This is a genomic window from Rhodococcus sp. p52 (assembly GCF_000763325.2).
Lineage (GTDB): Bacteria > Actinomycetota > Actinomycetes > Mycobacteriales > Mycobacteriaceae > Rhodococcus > Rhodococcus pyridinivorans.
On sequence record NZ_CP016819.1, the window covers coordinates 4,834,376 to 4,859,704 of the forward strand.

Consider the following 25,329-nt stretch of genomic DNA (forward strand, 5'->3'; position numbering starts at 1 on the left):
GTCAGCCGCGGCGAAGAACCCGCTGTGCCGCACCGCCCCACATCCGCAGGAATCCCTGCGACAGGTACGCGAAACTGCCCAGCGCCAGCACCCACTTGGTGACGCTGACGGTCGAGGCAGCCCGGACCGTCCGATCGTCGATCCGGGTGCGGTGATCCAGCAGGTACAGGCCGACGGCGTTCTCGACGTAGTCCCCCGCCGCGGCGACGACGGGCGCCGCCATCAGGATCCGACGCGTGCTCGGCAACAGCGGGCGGTGTTCGTCGAGCGATCGTGCACCGGCCCGCAATGCGATCGCGAAGGTCGCCGGATGGACCATGTCCCAGTAGTAGTGCTGCCGGTAGCGCTCGATCTCCTCAGGACCGAGATTGTCGAGGATCTTTCGGTACTTCGCGGCCGAGAAGGTGGTCTGGAGGGTGCCCACCGTCGGGGCCGTGGAGCCGAGAACCCGACCGATGTTCGCCTGGGACACGAGGAAGACTGCGGTAGCACCGATGAGGAAGCGGTCGGCCCGGGTGAGTGTCATGCTCGTGATGCTAGAGGCGGAGAATCCGCGACTCTACGGAAGGGAGACTCGTGCAGATCACCGGAGCAGTCCTGGAGGAGATCGGACGTCGACGGCGGTACGAAAAGTCCACCCCGCTCAGCGTGGACCTTCTCGAACTCGACCCACCGGGCCCGGGTGAGGCGCTGGTCGAGATCGAATGCGCCGGTGTGTGCCACTCCGATCTGTCCGTGGTCGACGGCAACCGGCCTCGTCCGGTTCCCATGCTGCTCGGGCACGAAGCGGCCGGACGCATCGTCGAACTCGGCGACGACACCACCGGATTCTCCGTCGGCGAGCGGGTCGTCATGACCTTCATGCCCCGCTGCGGTGAGTGCGAGGGCTGCGCGAGCAACGGCATCCGTCCCTGCATCCCGGGATCGGCCGCGAACGCGGCGGGAACCCTGCTGTCGGGCGCCCGGCGGCTGCACCGCGACGGGAACGACGTCCACCACCATCTGGGAGCATCGGCCTTCGCGACCCACGCCGTCGTCGACACGCGGTCGCTCGTCGGTGTCGGCGACGACGTCCCCGCCGAGGTCGCCGCGCTGATGGGTTGCGCCGTGCTGACCGGTGGCGGTGCGGTCGTCAATACTGCTCGTCCTCAGGCCGGGGACACGCTGGTCGTCATCGGTCTCGGCGGAGTGGGGATGGCCGCGCTGCTCGTGGCGCTGGCCCACGACGACGTCACCGTGATCGCCGTCGACACCTCCCCGGACAAGCGCGATACGGCCCGGTCGCTGGGAGCCGAACGCGTCCTCTCACCGGACGAGGCCGTCGAACAGGGCGTGAAGGCGCGGCTGGTCATCGAGGCCGCGGGGAGCGTGCCCGCGCTCGCCACGGCGGTCGCGCTCACCGGACCGGGAGGCACTACGATCACTGTCGGCCTGCCCGCCCCCGACGCCCGGCTCGAGATCTCGCCCACCGCTCTCGTCGGCGAGGGCCGCTCACTGGTGGGCAGCTACCTCGGATCCGCCGTCCCGGCCCGCGACATCCCCCGCTTCGTGGACATGTGGCGCGAGGGGCGACTGCCGGTCGAGCGACTCGTCACCGACCGTCTGCCGCTGGGTCGGATCAACGAGGCGATGGACGCCCTGGCCGACGGAACCGCCCTCCGTCAGATCCTCACCATGGACTGACCACGAGCCCTACATATCAAGCTCAGACGTCGTAGTCCACGACAGTCACTCAGATGTCGTAGTCCACGACGACCGGCGCGTGATCGCTGATCCTCCGGTCCGGCGCCGGATCGCGGTCGGTCCCTGCGGAGATCGCGGTCCGGGCCAGTCGCGGCGTGGCGAGGTGGTAGTCGATCCGCCACCCGGAATCGGAGGCGAACGACTCCCCCAGCCACGACCACCACGAGTAGGGACCGTCGACCTCGGGATGATGCCGGCGGACGACGTCGACGAGCGTGCGCGGCGACAACAGTGAATCGAACCAGGCGCGTTCCTCGGGCAGGAAGCCCTCGGCCTGCCCGCGACGCCGCCAGTTGCGCACGTCGTAGCGCGTGTGGGCGACGTTGAAATCACCCATGATCAGGAACTCCCGCCCCTGGGCGCGCGCCGCGAGTCGGCTACGGGTCAGCTGCCGGGCGAAGGCCGACAGGAACCGCATCTTGCGTTGGTAGCGCATCCCACCGTCCGGTTCGTCGCGCATGCGCCCGGGCTTCTGGAGGTGCGCCGGGAGCCCGCCCTTCGGCAGGTACAGCGACGCCACGGTGATCGGTGCGTCGGCGAGATCCACCTCGACGTACCGCCCCTCGTGGGCGAATTCGGACAGTCCGCGTGCCAGCGCTCCCCGATCGAACTCGATCCGGTCGACGTGTTCCTCACCGGGAAGTCGCAGCAGTGCGGTGCCGCTCCAGGTGCGCACGGCGGCAGGTTCGTGCAGGGTCAGGATTCCGACGCCGTTGCGGCCGGGAAGGGTGCCCTCGTCGTAGGCGAGGTGGTACTTGCCGAAGACTCCCTGCGGGATCGCAGCCGCCGGGGCGCGTACCTCCTGCAGGGCCACCACGTCGGGGTTGCGCTCACGCAACCAGTCCTCGAATCCGCGGCGCTGTGCGGCGCGGATTCCGTTGATGTTGAAGGTCGCGATGCGCACGATCGTCCAGTCTAGGCAACCGTTCGATCCGTGAGGAACGGGACGACGGCCGCTGCGAAATCGCGGGCACGGTCGCGGTGGATGCTGTGCCCGCAGCCGATCTCCCGCACTGAGGCCGAAGGCAGCGCGTCGACTGCCGCCGTCAACAGGCGCGGGTCGACCATGCTGCCGCGGCGCGCTCCGCGCAACAGCAGGGTCGGAGCGTCGAGGGACGGAAGATGCTTCCACCACACCGGATTCGGCGTGTGGAACTGGGCGACGACCGACGGCGTCATCGAGCGGTCGAAGGCGGTGACCGCGCGCGGGTTGAGCGCCATGCTGGTCGCGGCGTGCCATAACTCCGCGGGAGTCGGGCGGTGGGCCGGCACCTCCGGAACCGGATCCCCCTCCCGCAACGGCAGAGGTGTCTCCTCGAGGACAAGTCGCCGGACGAGGCCGGGATTCTGTTGCGCGACCAGCGATCCCACATGACCGCCGAGCGAGTGCCCGACGAGATCGACGGCCTCGACACCGAGGTGGGCGCACAGGCCGGCGACGTCGGCGGCGAACTCGTCGAAACGGTACGAGGGGGCCCGGCCGCTGCGTCCGTGCCCGCGCAGGTCGACGGTGATCACCCGTCGGCCCGCCTTCACCAGGTTTCCGGCGAACCGGGTCCATGTGCGCCCGTCACCCCCCATCCCGTGCACCAGCAGTACGGGCACGGAACGGGCGGCGGACCCCGCGGATTCGCGGGACGCAGCGTATTCGCGATACGCCAGGGCGACCCCGTTCGGCGCGACGGTGAGGACCGGAGATCTCATGATGCTCGAGCCTACTCAGTCGTAGACGCCCTCCACCCGCCAGCCGTCGGCGCCGAAGAACACCAGCAGGGCCCGTGATTCCTCGAGCAGCACCTGCAGACGGGCGGCGCACCGGGCGGCGGCCGGATCCCACCAGTACTCGTCCACCGGCCACGGACCGGCCCATCCGATCACCGTCCAGCTGCGACTTCCCCATCGCAGCCGAGCAGGTGACCCGCTGAGCAGTCCGCGCTCGGTCACCGAGACCGGATTCCCCACGTCGTCGTCCAGCCGGATCGCGGGAGGTGTGTGCAACACCAGCGCGGGAGCCGGGGGCGGGAGCCGGCCCGGCCACGGTGCGTCCGGGTCGGAGTGCGGTATCGCCTCGTCGCCGACGGGCACGAGGACGATCCGTTCGGTGGGTCCCCGGCCGCCGCCGAGCACTCCGATCCGGACGGCGTCCCCACCGAGCAGGCCCTGCACTCGGACGAGCGCCCGACGTGCGCGTTCGTCCTCGTCGCCGACACCGCCCCAGAGCCCGAGCTGCAGCGCGCCGGCGGCCACGACCTCGACCGGTTCGAGACGTAGCAGCACGATTCCCGCCGTGGGCCGGTTCGTGTTGCGGCCGGTGAGCCATCCGTCGAGCTGCCATCGCACACGATCGGCCGTACCCTCGGGGGTGAGCGGCTCGGCGCAGCGCCAGGTGCGCGCGAGTTCCTCCCCGGCCCCGGTGCGTGCCGTCACGAGCAGTCGCGTGCATGCGACTCCTGCTGCCGCGAGCCTGGTGTGGAGCAGTTCGGCCAGTGCGCGACCGGCGAAGGCCGCGGCGTCGACCCGCTCCACCGGCGGGTCGCAGGGCTGCTCGACCGTCAGGTCCGGAGGGATCGGCCGCCCCGACGGGGGACGTTCCGGCAGGCCCCGTGCGCTCCGGTGCGCAGCGACGACGTCCGCGTCGAAGCGTGACGCAACATCGATCGGGGACAACGCGGCGAACGCTCCGATGGTGCGGATACCGAGACGGCGCAACAGATCCACCGTGTCGGCCCGCCGAGGAGCCGCCAGCGCCGGTTCCACCGCGAGATACGAGACCGGCAGCGGCGCCAGGAACTCGGCGCCCCTCCCCGTCGGGACCAGCGCGTTCCGGCGCGCGGCGAGGACCGCTGTGGACAACTCGTCGGCGACACCGACCTGGCATTCCACGCCGGTCGCCGCGACCGCGTCGATCAGGGCCTCCGCGGCGGCCTCCTCCGAACCGAACCACCGGACTGCACCGCGCGCGGCGAGGACCACCAGCCCCGGGCGCAGCACCTCCACGCCCGGGGCCACCGCATCGATTGCGGCCACCACCGCCTCGAACGTCCGCGCTTCCAGGTCGGGATCCGAGCGGGCCACATGCAGTTCCGGGCAGCGTGCCTGCGCCTCACGTCGTCTCAGGCCGCGCCGGACACCCGCGGCCCGCGCCGAGGCCGAGCAGGCGACGACACGATTCGCCGAGACCACCGCCACCGGGACGGTCGCGGGCAACTCCGCGGCGGTGGCGGCGGCGACGGCGGGCCAGTCGGGGCACCAGAGGGCCACGACCCGCGCGGGCGCCCGTCGAGAGGACGAGTCGTTCACCGGACCGCTTTACGGAAATGCCCGTCCTCCAGCCGATTTCGCTCCTCACTCACCCATTCGACGGCACTGCGGCCGGCGCACACCTCCACGCGGGTGGCGCGCGGAGGAAACGCACGCCCGTGCGCCCGGACCGACAAGCGGGTCGCGCACAGCCGGTCCCGGCCGGGACCGTCCACACCCCGATAACCGTCGACCCGCGCCTCCAGTCGCACGTGTGCACCCTCCCAGCGACCGTCCGTGACCACGAGGACGGACTGCTTGCTCCGCGCCCGGGCGGCGACCGCACGAGCGCGGGACGGCGGCACCGATGCCCCACCGAGCCCCAACACCACCAGGTCGATCCCGTCGAGCAGCACCGCGGCGATCTCCACGGGATCCGGTCCGGGATCGGGGATCACAGCCAACCGGTGCAGACGGGCTCCCATCTCCGCGGCGGCGAGCAGACCCAGCCGGCGCTGACCGATCACGGCGGCGTATCCGCCCGAGGCAGTCACGGACGCGAGCATCCCGAGGAGAAGGGAGGTGGCCCCCGAGACCGAGACGACGCTGCCACGCACCAATCCGCCCTGGGGCAACAGTTCCGCGAGCGGAGCCGGGACGGGCAGGATGCGGTCGGAGGGGGCCTCGACCCGGCCTCGCGCGACGGACTGGACCTCGCCCCGCGCCGGCACTGCCGCGATCCGACGTCGCAACGCTTCGATCCGCTCCGCGCGACCCGCTTCCTCGTCGTCCACCGGAAATTCGGCCACCTCGCCCACTGTCACCCCTGTCATCCGCCTGCCGCCTGACACACACGACCGGCCGACCACGGGGAAGTCGTGGCCCGGCTCGCACTCTATTCGAACATACTTTCGATCCCCATCAAGTAGAACCGACCCGAATCCTTCCCGTCAAGCCGGGAGCACCGCCCCCGACGGTGACTACCGTGCAGCTCACACGTTTTTCGGCCGGGGCGAACACCTCCGATCGACTACTCTCGATCGAGTGGCGGAGCAGGCATGGGCAGGACGGGCCGTAGGACCGGATCACTTGGTGGCCGGTCGATATCGGCTCGACTCCAAGCTCGGCGGTGGCGGCATGGGTGCCGTCTGGCTCGCCCGCGACAACCGTCTGGGCCGCGACGTCGCCGTCAAGCAGGTGATCTCCACCGCAGACCTCGATCCCGACGAGGCCGAGGATCTTCGCCGCCGCGCGCTCCGAGAGGGCCGGGCCGCCGCCCAACTCGCCCACGAGCACGCCATCTCGATGTACGACATGGCTCTGCACTACGGCGAACCGTGGCTCGTCATGGAGCACTTGCCGTCCCGCAGCCTGGCGCAGGTGATGAACGTCGTCGACACTCTCCCGCCGTACGTGGTGGCGCAGATCGGCGCGAACGTCGCCGACGCCCTCACCGCCGCGCACGCCGCCGGGATCGTCCACCGCGACGTCAAGCCCGGCAACATCCTCATCGCTGAACGCGGCCGCGACGCCGGCATCGTGAAGATCAGCGACTTCGGCATCGCTCGCGCGAAGGGCGACAACGACCCCGACGGCGTGATCATCGGCACCCCCGCCTATTTCGCACCCGAGGTCGCGCGCGGCAACGATCCCACCGAGGCCAGCGACGTCTTCTCGCTCGGCGCCACCCTCTACACCGCGGTGGAGGGGCAACCGCCCTTCGGCTTCGAGACCGACTCGATCGCGTTGCTGCACCGGGTCGCGCGGGCGGAGATCATCATGCCCACGCACACCGGTCCGCTCACCGAGCCCCTGCTCGAGATGCTCCAGCCCGATCCGGCGCGACGCCCGACGATGGCGCAGGCGCGCGATCTCCTCGCCCGCGTGGTCCTCGGACCGAGCGGATCGGCGGCGGCCCTGCGCGGCCGTCCCATCCAGAACGAGGACGGCACGATCCCGTCGTGGGCACAGCGTTCCGCGCACTTCGCCGAACCCGCACGCCCCCGTGGTTCCTTCGTCGACCGCCCCCTCGGTGCCGCGACGCAGGCCACCGGTGGTCCGAAGAAGTCGGCGAAGGGTTTCGCCCCGGCGGATCTGCTCGACCGCCTGCTCCCGAAGGGCCCCGTGCCCGACAATCCGCAGGACCGCATCGTCGCCTATGCACCCCTGGCGATGGCGGCGATGATCGCGGTGATCCTGGTGGCGTTGCTCGTCGCCGTCATCATCGCGCTGGTCGTCTGATCTGCGCCGGCTGCGCAGTCCTCGTCGATGATTTCGCTCGCGAGCGACGAGAACTGCACGCCGCCGGCATCGGCACGACGAGCACCGGTCACGCTCAGTCGATGCGGCGGCGGTGTGCCCAACGGGTCAGCGCGTTGCGGTTCGACTGCTGCGTCTTGCGCAACACGTTCGACGCGTGCGTCTCGACGGTCTTCACCGAGATCACGAGTTCCTCGGCGATCTCACGGTAGGTGTAGCCGCGAGCGAGCAGGCGCAGCACCTCGAGTTCCCGCGGCGTCAGCGAGTCGAGCTCGGGATCGAGGGGCGGTTCCGGCGCGGCCGACCGGCCGGTGAACGAGTCGAGCACGAAACCGGCCAGACGCGGACTGAACACGGCGTCTCCCCCTGCGACCCGCCGGACGGCGTCGGCCAGATCCGGACCGGAAATCGTCTTCGTCACGTACCCGCGGGCGCCGGCGCGGATGACGGCAATGACGTCCTCGGCTGCGTCGGACACGCTGAGCGCCAGGCAGACCGGCCCGTCCGGGATCCGCTGGAGGACGGCGACGCCGCCGCCGTCGGGCATGTGGACGTCGAGGAGCACGACATCCGGCTTGGTCGCCTCGATCCCGGCGACGGCCTCGGCGACTCCCCCGGCCTCGCCGACGATCTCCATGTCGGCCTCGCGCCCCAGTTCGGCGCGCACTCCGGAGCGGAAGACCGCATGGTCGTCCACCAGGAAGACACGATAGGGACGGTTGTTCTCGGTGGCATCGGACGATGTCGCCGGAATCGAAGTCACTGTGTCTGCTCCTCGGGGTGGGGGTCGTTCACCCCCCACTCTAAGGTCGACTCGGTGTCCTGTTCGCGTTCGGTCTCCGTCCGGCCGGCGCGCGGTGCATGGATGCGCACCTCGGTTCCCTTTCCGGGACTCGACTTCACGACCGTCCGGCCGCCGCGACGTTCGATGCGCGCCCGGATCGACTTGGCCAGACCCTGCCGATCGGCCGGCACCTCGTCGGGATCGAATCCGACGCCGCGATCGCGCACGAACACGCTCACCTGATGCGGTTCCACCTCCGCGAAGAGGTCGACGCTGTCCACCCCGGCGTGCTTGGCGGCGTTGACGAGAGCCTCGCGGGTCGCGCCGAGCACGGCGGTCGCGGCCTCGGGGGTCAGATCGCTGTCATCCGGCGCGACGTCACCGACGATGACGGGTTGAACGGACAGACCGTACTGGTCCTCCACCTCACCGGCGATGGTGCGCAGCGTCTCGGCGAGCGAGGTGCTCGGCGTCTCGTCCCCACCGAACAGCCAGCGGCGCAGTTCGCGTTCCTGGCTGCGCGCCAGTCGCACGACCTCTTGCTGGTCGCCGGCCTGCTTCTGGATGAGCGCGAGGGTCTGGAGTACCGAGTCGTGCAGGTGCGACGCGATCTCCTCGCGCTCCTCGTTGCGCACCCGGGCGGCACGCTCGGTCTCGAGGGCACGCCACATCCGGATCCACAGCGGCACCGACAGCAGGGCGGCACCAACCAGCGTGACCACCACGGCGACCAGCGACGAGCGCAGCGCCGCGACGTCGACCTGCGCGATGACCATCACTCCGAGTCCGGTGACGACGAGGGTCAGGCCGCCGAGTACGCGGGCCCATGTGAGGACCGTCGGATGTGCGGGCAGACCGAGTACCGATCGGGGGCCTTCGACGTCGAATTCACGCCATACGAGCGCCGCACCGACGACCACCACGACGATCGGCAGCACCACCCCGGCGGCACCACCACTGAACAGCCACGAAAGACCCACCGCCAGGCCGATACCCATGAAGGCGAGGCCGATGGCTCGGCGCCGTTCGGGGCCGGTGGGGCGATCGGTGTCGGAGCCCGGGGGCACGAACATCCACAGCAAGCCGTAGGCCGCGATCCCGAACCCGCCGAGGGCGGCGAGCACTGTGAACGCGACCCGCACCTTGGTGGCGTCGATGCCGAGATGGTCGGCGATACCGCCGGCCACACCGCCCACGATGCGACCGCCCACCCGTCGTTCGAGGCGGGGAACGGTCACGGGGAATCCAGGTACCGGTTGCACACCTCGATACTGGCACGGAGATCGCCGGCCCGGCATCGGGGACGAACCCTGATGTCCGGGTTCCGATCGGGCCCTCGGAAATCAGGGTTGGTCCCTGATGTGCCGCGCGCGGAAGCCCAGCAGGATGGGTGCCATGGACACGAGGAGCTTTCAGGACCAGGTGGCGGACATGTGGCGGACCCGCCCCGTGCGTCTGCCGAAGGAGGGGCACATCGCGGGTGTGTGCTCGGGTATCGGAGTGCGCTACGGCGTCGATCCCGTGCTGATCCGTGTCGTCTTCGTCGCGTCGGCGCTGTTCGGCGGTGGCGGTCTCGTCCTCTATCTGGCCGCCTGGCTGATGTTCCCCCGTCACGGCGACCAGGTATCCTCGCTCGAATCGCTCGTCGGGCGGGGTGCGAGCTCGGACTCGACCACCAAGGTCGTCGTACTCCTCGTGGCCCTGGCGATCGCGGCGGGTGCCATCGGTCCGGTGGGTGCGGGTTCGGGCGGTTCCGGATTCATCGGAACGCTCCTGCTGCTCGGCGGTTGGTGGCTGCTCTATCAGCGGCGTCCCGAACCGCCGGTGCTGCCGGCGCCCGAGGGAACCTCCTTCCCCACCCAGGCGGCCTTTCCTCAGCCTCCGGTGACGAACGCGTACTGCTCCCCGTGGGGCGCACACACCGGTGCATGGCACATGCAGGCGGGTCCGGCGGCCACGACGACACCGGGCGGAGAGGCAGCCGGCACAAAAACAACCAGCACAGCGGCACCCCCGCCTGCGCAGACCACCGACGCGACGGAGGTCCTGAGCACCACCGACGCCTCGGACACCCCTGCTTCGGGCACCGATTCCACAGCGCCCACCGAGACGACTGAGAGGAAGACGTCCCCGATGCCCGACCTACGCAAGGACACCGACCGCAAGGACACCGACCTTCCGCTCCCGGATGTCGACGCGCTCTCCCCCCACCGTTCGGCACCGCCGGCATGGGATCCCCTCGGGGTCGCCCCGTTCGCATGGGATCTGCCCGAACCGGCACCGAAGCACGAACCTGCGATCGTCACGAATCGACGCTCGCGCCTGACCACGACGGTTCTCGGACTGGCCGTGATCGCCGCTGCGGTGACCGGCGCGCTCGGTGCCGCCGCCGACCTGGCCTGGGTGACCCCCGCCCGGGTGGGTGCCGCGGCCCTCGCGGTCGTCGGTCTGGGCCTGCTGATCGGCGCGTTCCTGCACCGCGGGCACGGACTGCTCGTCGTCACCGGCCCCCTCCTCGGATTCGTCGTCCTCGCCTCGATCGCCGGCCCGGTCGACACCTCCAACTGGGGCGACCGGACCTGGGCTCCGACCAGTACCGATCAGCTCGAGTCCGAATACAGCTTCCAGTTCGGGGCGATGACCCTCGATCTGCGGGGACTCGAACTCACCGAGGACCGCACGGTGCAGGTCGACGGCCGGTTCGGCAGCGTCGAGGTGCTGTTGCCGGAGAACCTGGACGTCCGCGCCGACTGCACGGTCGGTCCCGGTGAGATCAGGGGATGCCCCGCCCCCGGCATCGACGGTGGTGCCGACGGAGTCGACGACGGGCCGGTCCTGGACCTGAACGCGAACATGGAATTCGGATCTCTGGAGGTGCGTCGTGGCTGATCACGAAACCGGAACACACACCGAGGATCGGACCGAGCGCACCCGCAAGGGACCGTCGCTCCTGCTCCTGCTCGCCGCACTGGCAGCGCTGGTCGTGAGCGGATGGGCCATGATCGGGCCGTTCTCCGTCGAGTTCCTCGCCGCCGTCGACCTCGGATGGGTCCTGGTAGGCGCGGCCCTGCTGATCGGAGCGGTGCTGGTCTTCCTCCCCAACCGCCGGAGATAACCACCCCCACCTACGCGACGTCCCCCGGATCTGATCGGTCCGGGGGACGTCGTCTCACCGCTTACGGCGAGCGGAAATCACTCCCACTCGATCGTTCCCGGGGGCTTGCTCGTCACGTCGAGCACCACTCGGTTGACCTCCGCCACCTCGTTGGTGATACGAGTGGAGATCCGCTCGAGGGTCTCGTAGGGCAGGCGCGTCCAGTCGGCGGTCATCGCGTCCTCGCTGGAGACCGGACGCAGCACGATCGGGTGTCCGTAGGTGCGGCCGTCGCCCTGCACGCCCACGCTGCGGACGTCGGCGAGCAGCACGACCGGGCACTGCCAGATCTGTCCGTCGAGGCCGGCGGAGGTGAGTTCCTCGCGGGCGATCGAGTCGGCGCGGCGCAGGATCTCGAGGCGTTCGCGGGTGACCTCACCGATGATGCGGATGCCGAGGCCGGGGCCGGGGAACGGCTGGGGGCCGACGATCTCCTCGGGCAGACCGAGCTGACGTCCGACCGCGCGCACCTCGTCCTTGAACAGCAGGCGCAGCGGCTCGACGAGCTCGAACTCGAGGTCCTCGGGAAGTCCACCGACGTTGTGGTGGCTCTTGATGTTCGCGGTGCCGGAACCGCCGCCGGACTCCACGACGTCCGGGTACAGGGTGCCCTGCACGAGGAACTTCACGGTCTCGCCCTTGTCGGCACCCTCGCCGAGCACCTCGGAGACCGCGCCCTCGAAGGAACGGATGAACTCGCGGCCGATGATCTTGCGCTTGGTCTCGGGGTCGGTGACGCCGGCGAGCTCGCGCAGGAAGGTCTCGGACGCGTCGACGGTGACCAGACGGGCACCCGTCGCGGCGACGAAGTCCTTCTCGACCTGCTGCCGTTCACCCTCGCGCATGAGGCCGTGGTCGACGAACACACAGGTCAGGCGGTCGCCGATGGCGCGCTGCACCAGCGCGGCCGCCACGGCGGAGTCGACGCCGCCGGACAGGCCGCAGATGGCACGACCGTCGCCGATCTGCTCGCGGACCTGCTCGACGAGCGCGTCGGCGATGTTCGCTGCAGTCCAGTCGCCCGGAATTCCGGCGATGTCGTGCAGGAACCGGCTCAGCACCTGCTGGCCGTGGGGCGAGTGCAGCACCTCGGGGTGGTACTGGACACCGGCGAGGCGACGGGCGCGGTCCTCGAACGCCGCGACCGGGGCACCGGCGCTGGTCGCCGTGACCTCGAAGCCCTCGGGGGCCTCGGTGACGCCGTCGCCGTGGCTCATCCAGACGGGCTGCGTCTCGGGCAGACCGTCGTGCAGCACACCTCCGGAGACCGACAGCTCGGTGCGGCCGTCCTCGCGCGAGCCGGTGTGCGCGACCGTGCCGCCGAGCGCCTGCGCCATCGCCTGGAAGCCGTAGCAGATGCCGAAGACGGGGACGTCGAGATCGAACAGCGTGGGATCGAGACGCGGTGCGCCCTCCTCGTACACGCTGGCGGGGCCACCGGACAGCACCACCGCGCGCGGGTTCTTCGCCGCGATCTCCTCGACACCGGCCGTGTGGGGCACGACCTCCGAGTAGACGTTGGCCTCACGAACGCGCCGAGCGATCAGCTGCGCGTACTGAGCTCCGAAATCGACGACGACGACCGGTCTGGACTGCTGGCTTTGCGACGACACCCGAACAGTCTAAGCGGCCGCGCCGGGTGTTCCCGACGCGGCCGCTCATCCGATCACTTCCGGGTCGCTACGCGACGCCGCTGTGCTTGACCTCGACGACCGGCAGTCGCAACGCACCAGGTGCGTCGACGGGCACCACGGGGTTCTTCGGTTCGATCGGCGCGATACGACGGTAGGGCTGTCCCTGCTCGGGACGCTGGTCGTCCTCACCCTTGTTGGGCCACAACGACGCAGCGCGTTCAGCCTGCGCCGCGATGGTGAGCGAGGGGTTCACACCGAGGTTCGCGGAGACCGCGGCGCCGTCGACGACGCTCAGCGTCGGGTAGCCGTGGACGCGGTGGTACGGATCGATGACCCCGTGGTCGCGATCGGATCCGATCACGGCGCCACCGAGGAAGTGTGCGGTGAGCGGAATGTTGAAGATCTCACCCCACGTGCCGCCCGCGACACCGTCGATCTTCTCGGCGATGCGGCGCGTGGCCTCGTTGCCGGCCGGGATCCAGGTGGGATTCGGCTGCCCGTGGCCCTGTTTGCTCGTGACCTTGCGGCGGCCCAACACACCCTTGGTCGTGTAGGTGGTGATGGAGTTGTCGAGGTTCTGCATCACCAGCGCGATGATGGTGCGCTCGCTCCACCGGTGCACCGAGAGCATCCGCAGCATCTTCACGGGGTTCCGCACGACCTGCCCGAGGAACTTCACCCAGCGCGGGGTGCGTCCGTCGCCGTCGGTCATGAGGGTCTGCAGCAAGCCCATCGCGTTCGATCCCTTGCCGTACCGCACGGGTTCGATGTGCGTGTCGGGGGTGGGGTGGAACGACGACGTGATCGCGACGCCCTCGGTGAGCTTCAGACCGGGATCGATCCGCATCTTCCCGGCGCCGACGATCGATTCGGAGTTGGTGCGGGTCAGTTCGCCGACCTTGTCGGACAGTTCGGGCAGCGCACCGGTGTCCTTGAGGTGGTGCAGCAGGTGCTGCGTGCCCCACGTTCCGGCGGCAAGGACGACGTGCGCGGCCGAGTAGGTGCGCCGCCGCTTGCGGACCCACGCGCCGGTGCGTTCGGTGATCACGTCCCAGGTGCCGTCGGCGGCCTGACGGAGATCGGTGACGGTGGTCAGCGGGACGATCTCGGCTCCCGCCCGCTCGGCGAGACCCAGATAGTTCTTCACGAGGGTGTTCTTGGCACCGTGGCGGCATCCCGTCATGCACTCACCGCACTCGATGCAGCCGGTGCGGTCGGGACCCACGCCACCGAAGTAGGGATCGGCGACCGTGCGGCCGGGTTCGCCGAAGAACACGCCCACGGGCGTCTGGATGAAGGTCTCGCCGACGCCCATGTCGTCGGCCACCGACTTGATCACCTTGTCGGCGTCGGTCATCCGGCCGTACTGCACCACGCCGAGCATCCGCTTCGCCTGGTCGTAGTACGGGCTCAGTTCGTCCTGCCAGTCGGTGATGTGCGCCCACTGGCGGTCCTCGAAGAACGGCGCCGGAGGCTTGTACAGGGTGTTCGCGTAGTTCAGCGACCCGCCGCCCACGCCGGCACCGGCGAGGATCAGGCAGTCGCGCAGCAGGTGCACGCGCTGAATGCCGAAGCAGCCGAGCTTGGGCGCCCAGAGGAAGCGGCGCAGGTCCCAGCTGGTCTTCGCGAAGTCGGCGTCGGCGTAGCGGCGACCGGCCTCGAGAACGCCGACCTTGTAGCCCTTCTCCACGAGGCGCAACGCCGTGACGCTCCCACCGAAACCCGATCCGACGATCAGGACGTCGTAGTCCGTGACCCGTTGCTTACCCATGGAACCTCCAGCGGCGAGAGTTGTTACCGGCAAGTATGCACTTCGGCGGTGTGACTACAGGCACAGCCCCGACTCTACCCGTTACGTGAAGTTGCACGAAAACGAAGTGCGAGAAAAATCGATGGCCGGTCACCGCGTCCTGCGACGCTGTGACCGGCCATCGGGATGTACCGGGAAGATCCTTATCCGCGGACCGACAGACCGACCTTCTGGAATTCCTTCAGATCGGAGTATCCGGCCTTCGCCATCGATCGACGCAGGCCGCCCACAAGATTGAGCGAACCGGAGGGGTCATCGGACGGGCCGAACAGCACCCGACCGAGGCCCGGTCGCCCGTCCTCGGCGACCCGGACCGCAGCGCCGCGCGGCATCGACGGATGCCCGGCCACGGACGGCCAGTACCAGCCCTTACCCGCGGCCTCCTCGGCGAGAGCCAGGGGCGCGCCGAGCACCACCGCGTCGGCGCCGCACGCGATCGCCTTCGCGAGGTCGCCGGCGTTCTCGATGTCGCCGTCGGCGAGCACGTGGACATAACGGCCCCCGGTCTCGTCGAGGTAGTCGCGCCGGGCCGCAGCGGCGTCGGCGATGGCCGTGGCCATCGGGATGCCGATACCGAGCGAGGAGGACGTGGTGGTCGCCTGCTTCGTGGAGCCGAAGCCGACGATGACACCGGCCGCACCCGTGCGCATCAGATGCAGCGCGGTGCGGTGGTCGCTGACACCGCCGGCGATGACCGGCACGTCGAGCTCCGAGATGAACGTCTTGAGGTTCAGCGGCTCGTCCTCACCGTGGGCCACATGCTCGGCCGAGATGATGGTGCCCTGGACGACGAGGAGATCGATGCCCGCCTTCACGAGCTCGGGCGTGAGAGCGCGCGCATTCTGCGGGCTGACGCGGACCGCGGTGGTCACCCCGGCATCCCGCACCTGTGCGACGGCCGCGGCCAGCAGATCGCCCTGCAGCGGAGCCGTGTGCAGTTCCTGCAGGTAACGGACGGCTGCGCGCGGATCCGTGCTCGCGATCTCCGCGAGACGGGTGACGACGGCGTCGACATCGGCATGACGACCCCACAGGCCCTCGCCGTTGATGACACCGAGACCGCCGGCCTTGCCCAGCTCGATCGCGAAGGCGGGCGACACCAGCGCGTCGGTGGGGTGCGCCAGCACCGGGATGTCGAAACGGTAGGCGTCGATCTGCCAGGCCGTCGACACCTCCTTCGACGACCGCGTCCGGCGCGACGGGACGATGTCGACGTCGCCCAGCTCGTACGTACGTCGGGCCGTGCGACCCATGCCGATTTCAACGAGGTCGCGCACGCGCGCCCCTTTCTCCTCTTGGACGATGCTCCCGTCCTAATCGGAACGGGACCCTGCTGCGAACGCGAAAACTACCGGACCACGTAGTTCGGCGCCTCGGCAGTGATCGTGATGTCGTGCGGGTGGCTCTCCTTGAGGCCGGCGGCGGTGATCTGCACGAACTGCGCCTCCTGCAGTTGCTCGATCGTCGTCGCGCCGGCGTAACCCATCGCTGCGCGCAGGCCACCGATGAGCTGGTGCGTGACCTGCTGCAGCGGGCCGCGGAACGGCACGCGTCCCTCGATGCCCTCGGGCACGAGCTTGTCCTCGGAGAGCACGTCGTCCTGGAAGTAGCGGTCCTTCGAGTACGACTTGGCCTCGCCGCGGCTCTGCATCGCGCCCAGCGAGCCCATGCCGCGGTAGCTCTTGAACTGCTTGCCGTTCACCAGGATCAGCTCACCCGGGGACTCCGTGGTGCCGGCGAGCAGCGAACCGAGCATCGCGGTGGACGCACCGGCTGCCAGAGCCTTGGCGACGTCGCCGGAGAACTGCATACCGCCGTCGGCGATGACCGGCACGCCGTGGGCGCGCGCCACCGTGGACGCCTCGAGGATCGCCGTGATCTGCGGCGCGCCGACACCCGCGACGACACGCGTGGTGCAGATCGAGCCGGGGCCGATACCGACCTTGACCGCGTCGACGCCGGCGTTGATGAGCGCCTCGGTGCCCTCGCGGGTCGCGACGTTGCCGCCGATGATCTGCACGCGGTCGCCGACCTCGCTCTTGAGCTTCGAGATCATCGACAGCACGTTGGCCGAGTGGCCGTGGGCGCTGTCGACGACGAGAACGTCGGCTCCGGCATCGACCAGCGTCATGGCGCGGGTCCAGGAGTCGTCGCCGACGCCCACGGCGGCACCGACGAGCAGACGGCCGTCGCGGTCCTTCGTGGCGTTGGGGTGCTGCTCGGTCTTGACGAAGTCCTTGACGGTGATCAGGCCGGTGAGCTTGCCCTGACCGTCGACGATCGGCAGCTTCTCGATCTTGTGGCGACGCAGGAGACCGAGCGCGGCCTCAGCGGTGACGCCTTCGCGGGCCGTGACCAGCGGAGCCTTTGTCATGACCTCGGCGACCGGGCGGTTCTGGTCGACCTCGAAGCGCATGTCGCGGTTGGTGATGATGCCGACGAGCTGACCCTCGTCGTCGGTGACCGGCAGACCCGAGATGCGGAATCGCGCGCACTTCGCGTCGACCTCGGCCAGCGTGTCGGTCGGCTTGCAGGTGACGGGATCGGTGACCATGCCGGCCTCCGACCGCTTGACGGTCTCGACCTGCGCGGCCTGCACCTCGGTGGGCATGTTGCGGTGCAGCACGCCCATACCACCGGCCCGGGCCATCGCGATGGCCATGCGGGACTCGGTGACGGTGTCCATCGCGGAGCTGACCAGCGGGATCCGCAGGCGGATCTCGCGGGTGAGCTGACTCGACGTGTCGACCTGACTCGGGACGACGTCGGAAGCCGCGGGAAGCAGCAGCACGTCGTCGAAGGTCAGACCCAGCATTGCGACCTTGTTCGGGTCGTCACCGCCGGTGTGCACGCGCCCTCCGGTACTACTCATGCGGTTCGGACCCTCCGTGACAGTCGATGGGAGCGGACGGCAGAACCGTCCGACAGCAGGAATGAATGAAGGCTGTGCGCGCTCGTCGCACCGACGGGCGGTTGGAGAGCGGCACGCACCCCTTCATGTTATCTGTTCGGGGAACAAGCTCGGCTCCCACCCTGTTCCCCGATGTTCGTCACATCACCCCGTGTGATTTCACGGCGTGTCCCCTGGCGACCGCTGGCGCAGACCCCCTCGGTCTGCGTACCGTGGAGTCGTGCGTGATCAGTTGCCTCCCGGACTCCCACCGGACCCGTTCGCAGGAGACCCCGACGATCCGTCCGCAGCACTGGACGCGATCGAGCCGGGCCAGCCCCTGGATCCTGCGGAGCGGCTCGCGGTGGAAGAGGACCTCGCAGACCTGGCCGTCTACGAGGCGCTGTTGGCTCCCCGCGGCGTCCGCGGACTCGTGGTGTGCTGCGAGGATTGCCACCAGGACCACTACCACGACTGGGACATGCTGCGGGCGAACCTGCTGCAGCTGCTCGTCGACGGCACCGTCAGACCGCACGAGCCGGCCTTCGATCCGTCCCCCGACGCCTACGTCACCTGGGACTACTGCCGCGGCTACGCGGACGCGTCCATGAACGAGGCTCTTCCCGTCGACCCCTACGGTCTGGATTCCTGACCGACTGTTCCCCACGCGGACCACGCATCACGTCACTTCCACGAACGACCCGGGCCCGGCAGCACATGCTGCCGGGCCCGGGTCGTTCTGTACTTCTAGCCGCCTTCCGAAGTGGTCACGGACCCCGGAGCGAAATCTGCTCCCGGTCCGTCCTGCGTCGACCGCGGCGACGATGCCGTCGTCGTCGGAGCGGGAGTCGGGGAAGAAGCCGAGGTCGACGGAGGAGCCTCGCTGGGCACCGACGGACCCGGCGTGCTCGACGGGGGCGGTGGCGCGGTCTGCGACGGCGTCGTGGTGTTCGAAACCGGAGGCGGCGCTTGCAGGATGGTCGGATCCACCGTCGTGGAAGTGGGCGGCACGGTCGTGCCGGTTTCCGCACCGGTCGTCGGGGCAGGCTGCTGCCCATCCGTGCCGGGCGTCGTGACCGGCGGGGGCACGACGGCACCGGGAACCACCGGCACCTCGGGTGCCACCGGCGCTGCCGGCGGCGGAGGCACCTGCGGCACCAACCGGCCGAGTTCCTCGGCGAGGCGTTGCACCCAGTCGCCGAGCGCATCGCGCTCCTCCGCGTCCCGGACGTCGCCCGAACGGGACTCCGCGGACGTCAGCAACTCGCGTGCTTCCTCCGTGTTGCCCTCGGCGATGAGTTGTTCGGCACGCTCCAGGGTCGATGTGGTGTCGATCCGGGCCTCGGTGGATTGCGCCTGCTCACTGAACACGACCTGCTTGACGCCCCACAACGGGTCGCCGGGCTCGGCGCCGTAGGACACGGCGGTCGCGCTGCCGACGGCGATAGCGACGAGCGCTGCTGCACCTGCGAGCGGACGGAGCAACCGGAGTTGCCCCTTCGATCGCGGGCGCAGAGGGGTGACCTCCGGGGCCCGAGCGAGCGTTTCCCGTGTTCCCAGTTCCCGGTGGACGGCGGCGACCACTTCGTCGAGGTCGGGGCCGGCGGGCATCGGTTCGGCGAGGATCTCTGCACGCCAGTCGGCGAGCAGAGTGGCGAGTTCGTACTCCTCGTTGTCCTTCGTCTCGACGAGCCCGTTACCGGAGATCGCATCGATCAGCGCGTCGTCACGACGCACGGCGGCGAGGTCCACGGAGGTTTCGTCGTCGGGAAACTCGTCGTCGAAGCCGTCGCCCGAGAAACGCCCCCTACCCATTCCGCTCACCTGCTCTCGTGACTTCCTTCTTGAGTCTCGCGATGGCCCGGTGCTGGGCCACCCTGATCGCTCCTGCAGTACTACCCACTGCTGCGGCCGTCTCCTCGGCCGACAATCCCATGACGAGACGGAGGATGAGGATCTCGCGCTGCTTCTCCGGGAGGATGCCCAGCAGCTGCTTCATCTGCCGGCCCGCCTCGGAGTTGATCGCGTATTCCTCGGGGCTGTCGTCGAGCGACATCACCTCCGGCACATCCGCCACGGGTTCCGCGCGGTTGCGCGCCGCACTGCGGTGCGCGTCGGCGACCTTGTGAGCAGCGATCCCGTACACGAACGCCATGAAGGGGCGGCCTTGGTCCTGATATCTCGGCAAAGCGGTCATCACGGCCAGGCACACCTCCTGTGCAACGTCGTCTGCAGAGAGCTGGCCGCGCTCTGCAGATCCGACCCGTGCGCGGCAGTACCGCACGACGAGGGGCCGGACACTTGCAAGAACCTGAGCGAGAGCCGCCCGGTCGCCTTGCGCAGCCGCAGCAACCGCGGAGTCCAACTCCTCACCCATAACAGTCATCGATTGCGCAAGTCCTGGCGTTACAGACGGCACCACCCCCCGGGCGGGCTTCCACCTGACCGTGGAACACCCCCAGAGTAACTACAACGACCGACCGGTCCGGTCACCCCCCGCGCGCGACTGGAACTCAGCAGGCAGACAAGGTCACGAAGCGACCCCCACGCCCCCTGATCACGGTCGCGCAGAAGTCACGGACGCGACCCGCATCGAGATCACGGACGCGACCCGCATCGAGATCACGGACGCGACCCGCGTCTCTCCCTGCCTCCAGCCCGTCGAGGAGCATCGCCGCGGCCCATTGCAACGGAATGAGTTCGTGTTCCTCCGCGCGCGCGAGGACGTCGGCGGCCAGATCCATAGCCGGACCATGGTCGGGCAGTCCGGTCAAAGAGGCCGACCGAACGAGGTCCGACTTCACGGAGTGCCGGATCGATCCGAATCCGTCCGCAAGTTCCACCGCGCGGTCCGCCCGGCTGCGCGCACGGGTGAAGTCGCCTGCCGCGAGAGCGGATTCGGCCCCGACCCATGCGAGACGGATCCGCTGTCGCACGAAGGCCTTCTCCCCCGCTTCCGATTCGGCAGCGTCGAGAGCGGCTGCGCATCGGTCGAGCAGCGACCCGCACACCGCGAGACGGCCCCGCCCGAGCGCATCGGCCGCCAACCCCGTGGCGGCGTCACACCATGCAGCGACAACATCGACGTCGCGCCGTGCGGCGACAGTGCCGACGTCGCGCCATGCAGCGACAGTGTTCCCGGAGCTGGTTCGCAGCGCCCCCGCCTCCGCGAGAGCACGTCCGTCCAGGACGGCGGCCGCGCGATGTCCGCCCAACTGACGGAGAAGGGAGGCCTCGGTGCTCGCTCCGAACGACGACCACACTCCTCCGGTTCCACGCACTCGGGCCAGCTCGGCCCGCGCGGCGGCGTAACGTCCCTGCCCACCGAGCGCGACGGCCCGCAACCAGTTCTGTTCGGGTCCGTGCGCGGCAGGGAGCGGATGTGCCCCCCGGGACGAGCCGAAGGCCGCGGCGACCAGGATCGCGTGGCGGTCGGACGGTGTCGGTGCCGTGTGCCGGCGGGCGGCGGAATGTGCCATCGCGGAATCATCGCACCAGCGGATACCGACGATACGCGGGGCTCCGGGCCGACGCCGGGCATTTGTCGGAGAGAAATTATCACCGTGAGCGCAAATAGTCTCGATGATTGGAACGCAGGGACGCACAGAAGACATTTCCGAACATTTTGTTAAACATCGAGTTAAAACATGCGTGGTGCATGTATGGTGCCGCCCCGGACCTCCGAGGCCGCGTCGGAGCCCGCATCCGGCCGCCGAAAGGCCGGGTTACCAGCGAGTAAGGGACCTTTTGCCCACGTCGGGAGCATAAGATACCCCGGATCACCCCCGCCCGCAGCGCACAGGCACGACTCCTCACGAAAGTAAATATTTCCGCGGTTAAATCTTGGCTGTTCGGTTATGGACTATCCCACTCATCGAAAACATTGACGACGAATCGATACAGATCCTACGGTGAGTTTGTTTGATTCGGATCACAGCGGGAATCCCGATGTGTCCACGGTCCGCTCGCACCATTCACGCGAGCTTGCTGCAAAGGAGTGCCACATGCCCGCACCACACACACTGCCCGGCCCCAACGCGGACCTCTGGGATTGGCAGATGCACGGTAAGTGTCGTGGTGTGGACTCCTCGGTGTTCTTCCACCCCGACGGAGAGCGCGGTCGTGCCCGCGCCCAGCGGGAGAACCGCGCGAAGGAGTTGTGCCGCACCTGCCCCGTGCTGGCCCGTTGCCGCGACCACGCCCTCGCCGTCGCCGAGCCGTACGGCATCTGGGGCGGCATGTCGGAGACCGAGCGGGAGATGTACACGAGGCAACGACGGCGGAAGGTCGCTGTGTGAGGCGGTCACCCGCCCCGTGACGACACCGTCACGGTCGTGACCATGTCAACACCGTCACGGTCGTGATCATGTCAACACGACCGTGACGGTACGACCGGGAGGCCGGTTGGAGGAGTTGCGTCGATACGACGAAGGCCCCGCAGGGAATGCGAACATTCCTTGCGGGGCCTCGCTGTATTCGTGCCGTCCGGAACGACTTTCACGTCCGGCTCGACCTACGGACCCGCCGGGCGGCGGGTCCGCGGCCCTGACCGGTCGCTCAGTGCGCGTGACCGTGGCCGTGCCCGGCCTCGGCCTCTTCCTCCGGCTTGTCGACGACGGCGCTCTCGGTGGTGAGCACCATGCGTGCGACCGAGGCGGCGTTGACGACGGCGGAACGCGTCACCTTCACCGGGTCGACGACGCCCTCGGCGACGAGGTCGCCGTAGGAGAGGGTCGCGGCGTTGAAGCCCTTACCCGTCTCCTCGACCTTGCTCACGACCACCGCACCGTCGATGCCGGCGTTCGTGGCGATCCAGTACAGCGGCGCGGTGAGCGCGGTGCGCAGCGCGGCGACGCCCGTGGCGGCGTCGCCGGAGAGGGACGCCTGGAGCTCTTCGAGCGAGCGTGCGGCCTGTACGAGAGCCGACCCGCCACCGGGGACGATGCCCTCCTCGATGGCCGCCTTCGCGGCGTTGACTGCGTCCTCGACGCGGAACTTGCGCTCCTTGAGGTCCGTTTCGGTCGCCGCACCCACACGGATGACGGCGACGCCACCGGCGAGCTTCGCGAGGCGCTCTTCGAGCTTTTCGCGGTCCCAGTCGGACTCGGTGGCCTCGATCTCACGACGCAGCTGAGCGGCGCGCGCCTCGATGTCCTCGGCGGTACCGGCACCGTCGACGATCGTGGTGCTGTCCTTCGTGACGACGACGCGGCGGGCCGAGCCGAGCAGGTCGAGTCCGGCCTCCTTGAGGGACAGACCCAGATCGGAGTTGATGACCGTACCCGCGGTGACAACGGCGAGGTCTTCGAGGAAGGCCTTCCGGCGATCACCGAAGTACGGAGCCTTGACGGCAACGGCCTTGAGGGTCTTGCGGATCGCGTTGACCACCAGGGTCGACAGCGGCTCGCCCTCGATGTCCTCGGCGATGATCAGGACCGGCTTGCCGGACTCTGCGATCTTCTCGAGGAGCGGGAGGAAGTCGGGAAGCGAGCTGATCTTCTCGCGGTACAGCAGGACGAGCGCGTCCTCGAGGACGGCTTCCTGCGCGTCGATGTCCGTGATGAAGTAGGGCGACAGGAAGCCCTTGTCGAACTGCACGCCCTCGGTGACGACCAGTTCGGTGCTCAGGGTGGAGGATTCCTCGACGGTGACGACACCGTTCTTCCCGACGCGGGTCAGCGCCTCGCCGACCATCTCACCGATCTCCTCGTCGCGCGAGGACACGGTGGCGACCTGCGCGATGGCGGTCTTGCCCTCGACGGGAGTGGCGGCAGCGAGCAGAGCCTCGCTCACCTTGTCCGCACCCTGGGCGATACCGGCACCGAGCGCGATCGGATTGGCGCCTGCGGCAACGTTCTTCAGGCCGGCCTTGACGAGCGCCTGGGCGAGAACGGTCGCGGTGGTGGTGCCGTCACCCGCGACATCGTTGGTCTTGGTCGCGACACTCTTGACGAGCTGGGCGCCGAGGTTCTCGAACGGATCCTCCAGCTCGATCTCACGGGCGATGCTCACACCGTCGTTCGTGACGGTGGGACCACCGAAGGCCTTGGCGAGCACGACGTGCCGGCCACGCGGGCCGAGCGTCACCTTGACGGCGTCGGCCAGCTGGTCGACACCGCGCTCGAGAGCCCGCCGCGCGGTCTCGTTGAACTCGATTTGCTTGGACATGTTCTGCGACTACTCCTGGACTCGGATGTTCCCCAACGTATTCCGCCCCGGGTCCGAAACGGGACACCGGGGCGGAATGCAAGCGGCCTACTTGGCGACGACAGCCAGGACGTCGCGCGCAGACAGGATCAGGTACTCCTCGCCGGCGTACTTGATCTCGGTTCCGCCGTACTTGCTGTAGATGACGACGTCGCCTTCCTTGACGTCCAGCGGGATGCGCTTGTCGCCATCTTCGTCCCAGCGGCCGGGTCCGACGGCGACGACGGTGCCCTCCTGGGGCTTCTCCTTCGCCGTGTCCGGGATGACCAGGCCGGAGGCAGTCGTCGTCTCGGCCTCGTTGGCCTGGACGAGGATCTTGTCCTCGAGCGGCTTGATGTTCACGCTCGCCACGATGAGCCCTCCACTTTCAGGGGTAATGGGGTCCGAGAACCGGTGTTCTCGGACACGGGTGTGTTCAGTCATCACGGTGACTCCGCACGCGTCCCGTCGTCGCGGGTGCCGGGCCGGCGCTCGGTGTCACTAGCACTCTATACACGAGAGTGCCAGCGCTCAAGGGCAACGGGTGCAAACACGCCGACCTGCGTGGAACCCGACGTCATGTTACGGTTGAAAATTCTCGCCCGAAATACACCGGCCTTGGACAGGGAAAGAGCAGGTCAAACCCTGTTTCGGTCAAGTTTTCACCACGGTGTCGCAACGTTGCGGGAACGCTCGATTGAGACCTCTAGTGTCCCCGTCACGCTCTGGTCAAGATCACTCCATGACAGCCGATCCGATCATTCGCCAGCACCTCGCCCACCTTCGTCTCCGTAACCTGCGGCCGGTCACCCTCCGCAGCCGGGAGCGATTGCTGTTGCGACTCCACGAGCACCTCGGCAAGCCTCTCCTCGAGGCCACCGACCGAGACCTCGAACGCTGGCAAACCAGCCTCCGCGTGACCCCCTCGTCGATCAGCACCTACGTCAACCACGCGCGGGCGTTCTACAACTGGGCCTACGAGCACGAACTGATCGACAGCAACCCATCACGCGGATTGGTCAATCCTCGCATCCGCACCCGGCAGCCGCGGCCCATCACCGAGGCCGACCTCAAGACCGCCCTGCTCTGCGCCCAGCACGACCGGCAGCTCTACGTCTGGCTACTGCTCGCCGCGTTCTGCGGACTCCGCGCCGGCGAAGTCGCCGCCGTCAACCGCGCCGACGTACGGCTCGCCGACGACGGCGGGGCGTTCCTACTCGTCCACGGCAAGGGCGGATTCGAGCGCATCGTGCGCGTGCCACCGATGGTCCTCGAGGAAATGCGACCGCTGATGCGCGCGAACGGCCCGCTGTTCCGGCGCCCGTCCGGCACGCCGTGGCCAGCCGATCAGCTCTCCCGCCACGTCTCGCTCTACTTCGCATCCCTCGGCATGGACTGGACGCTCCATTGCCTGCGGCATCGCTACGCCGCGCGACTCGTCGACCTCGGCGCGGACGTCCGAGACGTGCAGGCACTACTCGGTCACGCCTCCCTCGCGACGACCACGATCTACCTCTCCCAGGCCACCCGGCACGCCGCCGCATCCGTCGACCGCCTCGGCGAAGGCGTGAAGATGATGACCCGCCGGCAGCACTCCCACGCGCCGACCGAGTCCTGACCCTGGCGCTA

23 protein-coding genes are annotated in these 25,329 nt (G+C 69.0%); 7 read left to right on the forward strand and 16 right to left on the reverse strand.

Annotated elements, in window-relative coordinates; translation table 11 throughout:
• Position 1: 1 nt before the first annotated feature.
• Positions 2–526 (reverse strand): hypothetical protein, encoded by a 525-nt coding sequence (locus tag IM25_RS22480; protein WP_019288568.1) that lies wholly within the window; start codon positions 524–526, stop codon positions 2–4.
• A 50-nt stretch (positions 527–576) separates the two neighbouring features.
• On the opposite strand from IM25_RS22480, the gene IM25_RS22485 reads away from it, so the two are divergent.
• Positions 577–1,683 carry an alcohol dehydrogenase catalytic domain-containing protein gene (locus tag IM25_RS22485; RefSeq protein ID WP_033097057.1) on the forward strand — a complete coding sequence of 369 codons (1,107 nt, stop codon included), beginning with the start codon at positions 577–579 and terminating at the stop codon, positions 1,681–1,683.
• Between the two features lie 49 nt (positions 1,684–1,732).
• On the opposite strand, the gene IM25_RS22490 is transcribed toward IM25_RS22485, so the two are convergent.
• Genes IM25_RS22490 through IM25_RS22505 form a run of 4 tightly spaced genes read right to left on the reverse strand, consistent with a single transcriptional unit; the run spans position 1,733 to position 5,801 of the window.
• Positions 1,733–2,647, reverse strand: a complete 915-nt coding sequence (locus IM25_RS22490; protein WP_006550090.1) for an exodeoxyribonuclease III — start codon at positions 2,645–2,647, stop codon at positions 1,733–1,735.
• Positions 2,648–2,658: 11 nt separating this feature from the next.
• A complete protein-coding gene (locus IM25_RS22495; protein ID WP_006550089.1) occupies positions 2,659–3,447 on the reverse strand; it encodes an alpha/beta fold hydrolase in 789 nt (262 codons plus the stop codon).
• A 15-nt stretch (positions 3,448–3,462) separates the two neighbouring features.
• A complete protein-coding gene (locus IM25_RS22500) occupies positions 3,463–5,043 on the reverse strand; it encodes a DNA polymerase Y family protein (protein WP_033097056.1) in 1,581 nt (526 codons plus the stop codon).
• A complete protein-coding gene (locus IM25_RS22505; protein WP_033097055.1) occupies positions 5,040–5,801 on the reverse strand; it encodes a hypothetical protein in 762 nt (253 codons plus the stop codon). Before IM25_RS22505 ends, IM25_RS22500 begins: the two co-directional genes overlap by 4 nt.
• Positions 5,802–6,075: 274 nt before the next feature.
• Here IM25_RS22505 and IM25_RS22510 point away from each other — a divergent pair, with 274 nt between their 5' ends.
• Positions 6,076–7,224 (forward strand): serine/threonine-protein kinase, encoded by a 1,149-nt coding sequence (locus tag IM25_RS22510; protein WP_019288573.1) that lies wholly within the window; start codon positions 6,076–6,078, stop codon positions 7,222–7,224.
• Between the two features lie 94 nt (positions 7,225–7,318).
• Here the strand turns inward: IM25_RS22510 and IM25_RS22515 are convergent, their stop codons facing one another.
• Positions 7,319–8,005, reverse strand: coding sequence for a response regulator (locus IM25_RS22515; protein WP_006550085.1), 687 nt, complete (start codon positions 8,003–8,005; stop codon positions 7,319–7,321).
• Positions 8,002–9,324, reverse strand: coding sequence for an ATP-binding protein (locus IM25_RS22520; RefSeq protein WP_065996435.1), 1,323 nt, complete (start codon positions 9,322–9,324; stop codon positions 8,002–8,004). The genes IM25_RS22515 and IM25_RS22520 overlap by 4 nt, the downstream gene beginning before the upstream one ends.
• Positions 9,325–9,421: 97 nt before the next feature.
• Here IM25_RS22520 and IM25_RS22525 point away from each other — a divergent pair, with 97 nt between their 5' ends.
• A complete protein-coding gene (locus IM25_RS22525) occupies positions 9,422–10,915 on the forward strand; it encodes a PspC domain-containing protein (RefSeq protein WP_065996436.1) in 1,494 nt (497 codons plus the stop codon).
• Positions 10,908–11,141 carry a hypothetical protein gene (locus tag IM25_RS22530; RefSeq protein ID WP_006550082.1) on the forward strand — a complete coding sequence of 78 codons (234 nt, stop codon included), beginning with the start codon at positions 10,908–10,910 and terminating at the stop codon, positions 11,139–11,141. Before IM25_RS22525 ends, IM25_RS22530 begins: the two co-directional genes overlap by 8 nt.
• A 77-nt stretch (positions 11,142–11,218) precedes the next feature.
• On the opposite strand, the gene guaA is transcribed toward IM25_RS22530, so the two are convergent.
• The 4 genes from guaA to guaB form a co-directional block, all read right to left on the reverse strand.
• On the reverse strand, positions 11,219–12,793 hold the full coding sequence (gene guaA, locus IM25_RS22535; protein WP_065996437.1) for a glutamine-hydrolyzing GMP synthase: 1,575 nt from the start codon (positions 12,791–12,793) through the stop codon (positions 11,219–11,221).
• Positions 12,794–12,860: 67 nt separating this feature from the next.
• Positions 12,861–14,585, reverse strand: coding sequence for a GMC oxidoreductase (locus IM25_RS22540; protein WP_033097052.1), 1,725 nt, complete (start codon positions 14,583–14,585; stop codon positions 12,861–12,863).
• A gap of 182 nt (positions 14,586–14,767) precedes the next feature.
• The gene (locus IM25_RS22545) at positions 14,768–15,901 is read right to left on the reverse strand and encodes a GuaB3 family IMP dehydrogenase-related protein (protein WP_033097051.1); all 1,134 of its coding nucleotides are present in this window, start codon (positions 15,899–15,901) and stop codon (positions 14,768–14,770) included.
• Between the two features lie 71 nt (positions 15,902–15,972).
• Positions 15,973–17,496 carry an IMP dehydrogenase gene (gene guaB, locus IM25_RS22550; protein ID WP_033097050.1) on the reverse strand — a complete coding sequence of 508 codons (1,524 nt, stop codon included), beginning with the start codon at positions 17,494–17,496 and terminating at the stop codon, positions 15,973–15,975.
• 259 nt (positions 17,497–17,755) lie between these two features.
• On the opposite strand from guaB, the gene IM25_RS22555 reads away from it, so the two are divergent.
• A complete protein-coding gene (locus IM25_RS22555; protein WP_006550077.1) occupies positions 17,756–18,166 on the forward strand; it encodes a DUF5319 domain-containing protein in 411 nt (136 codons plus the stop codon).
• A 95-nt stretch (positions 18,167–18,261) separates the two neighbouring features.
• Here IM25_RS22555 and IM25_RS22560 read toward each other — a convergent pair whose 3' ends face one another.
• The 3 genes from IM25_RS22560 to IM25_RS22570 all read right to left on the reverse strand — a co-directional run bounded on the left by IM25_RS22560 (position 18,262) and on the right by IM25_RS22570 (position 20,993).
• Positions 18,262–19,329, reverse strand: a complete 1,068-nt coding sequence (locus IM25_RS22560) for an anti-sigma-D factor RsdA (protein WP_033097049.1) — start codon at positions 19,327–19,329, stop codon at positions 18,262–18,264.
• Positions 19,322–19,900, reverse strand: coding sequence for a sigma-70 family RNA polymerase sigma factor (locus tag IM25_RS22565; RefSeq protein ID WP_019288580.1), 579 nt, complete (start codon positions 19,898–19,900; stop codon positions 19,322–19,324). Before IM25_RS22565 ends, IM25_RS22560 begins: the two co-directional genes overlap by 8 nt.
• Before the next feature lie 127 nt (positions 19,901–20,027).
• Positions 20,028–20,993 (reverse strand): hypothetical protein, encoded by a 966-nt coding sequence (locus IM25_RS22570; protein ID WP_065996438.1) that lies wholly within the window; start codon positions 20,991–20,993, stop codon positions 20,028–20,030.
• Positions 20,994–21,518: 525 nt separating this feature from the next.
• Here IM25_RS22570 and IM25_RS22575 point away from each other — a divergent pair.
• A complete protein-coding gene (locus tag IM25_RS22575) occupies positions 21,519–21,812 on the forward strand; it encodes a WhiB family transcriptional regulator (protein ID WP_006550073.1) in 294 nt (97 codons plus the stop codon).
• 259 nt (positions 21,813–22,071) lie between these two features.
• On the opposite strand, the gene groL is transcribed toward IM25_RS22575, so the two are convergent.
• On the reverse strand, positions 22,072–23,682 hold the full coding sequence (gene groL / locus IM25_RS22580; protein ID WP_006550072.1) for a chaperonin GroEL: 1,611 nt from the start codon (positions 23,680–23,682) through the stop codon (positions 22,072–22,074).
• Positions 23,683–23,769: 87 nt separating this feature from the next.
• Positions 23,770–24,072 carry a co-chaperone GroES gene (gene groES / locus IM25_RS22585; protein WP_006550071.1) on the reverse strand — a complete coding sequence of 101 codons (303 nt, stop codon included), beginning with the start codon at positions 24,070–24,072 and terminating at the stop codon, positions 23,770–23,772.
• Positions 24,073–24,442: 370 nt separating this feature from the next.
• Here groES and IM25_RS22590 point away from each other — a divergent pair, with 370 nt between their 5' ends.
• Entirely contained in the window at positions 24,443–25,318 is an 876-nt protein-coding gene (locus tag IM25_RS22590; protein ID WP_052040023.1) for a tyrosine-type recombinase/integrase, read from the forward strand.
• Positions 25,319–25,329: the final 11 nt, after the last annotated feature.

Bases quoted from the DNA above. Each gene is read 5' to 3' on its own strand.
- IM25_RS22480 (WP_019288568.1), bottom strand. From the start codon at position 526: ATGACACTCACCCGGGCCGACCGCTTCCTCATCGGTGCTACCGCAGTC.
- IM25_RS22495 (WP_006550089.1), bottom strand. From the start codon at position 3,447: ATGAGATCTCCGGTCCTCACCGTCGCGCCGAACGGGGTCGCCCTGGCG.
- IM25_RS22520 (WP_065996435.1), bottom strand. From the start codon at position 9,324: ATGCCGGGCCGGCGATCTCCGTGCCAGTATCGAGGTGTGCAACCGGTA.
- IM25_RS22525 (WP_065996436.1), top strand. From the start codon at position 9,422: ATGGACACGAGGAGCTTTCAGGACCAGGTGGCGGACATGTGGCGGACC.
- IM25_RS22540 (WP_033097052.1), bottom strand. From the start codon at position 14,585: ATGGGTAAGCAACGGGTCACGGACTACGACGTCCTGATCGTCGGATCG.
- guaB (WP_033097050.1), bottom strand. From the start codon at position 17,496: ATGAGTAGTACCGGAGGGCGCGTGCACACCGGCGGTGACGACCCGAAC.
- IM25_RS22560 (WP_033097049.1), bottom strand. From the start codon at position 19,329: ATGGGTAGGGGGCGTTTCTCGGGCGACGGCTTCGACGACGAGTTTCCC.
- IM25_RS22565 (WP_019288580.1), bottom strand. From the start codon at position 19,900: ATGACTGTTATGGGTGAGGAGTTGGACTCCGCGGTTGCTGCGGCTGCG.
- IM25_RS22570 (WP_065996438.1), bottom strand. From the start codon at position 20,993: ATGGCACATTCCGCCGCCCGCCGGCACACGGCACCGACACCGTCCGAC.
- IM25_RS22575 (WP_006550073.1), top strand. From the start codon at position 21,519: ATGCCCGCACCACACACACTGCCCGGCCCCAACGCGGACCTCTGGGAT.
- groL (WP_006550072.1), bottom strand. From the start codon at position 23,682: ATGTCCAAGCAAATCGAGTTCAACGAGACCGCGCGGCGGGCTCTCGAG.
- IM25_RS22590 (WP_052040023.1), top strand. From the start codon at position 24,443: ATGACAGCCGATCCGATCATTCGCCAGCACCTCGCCCACCTTCGTCTC.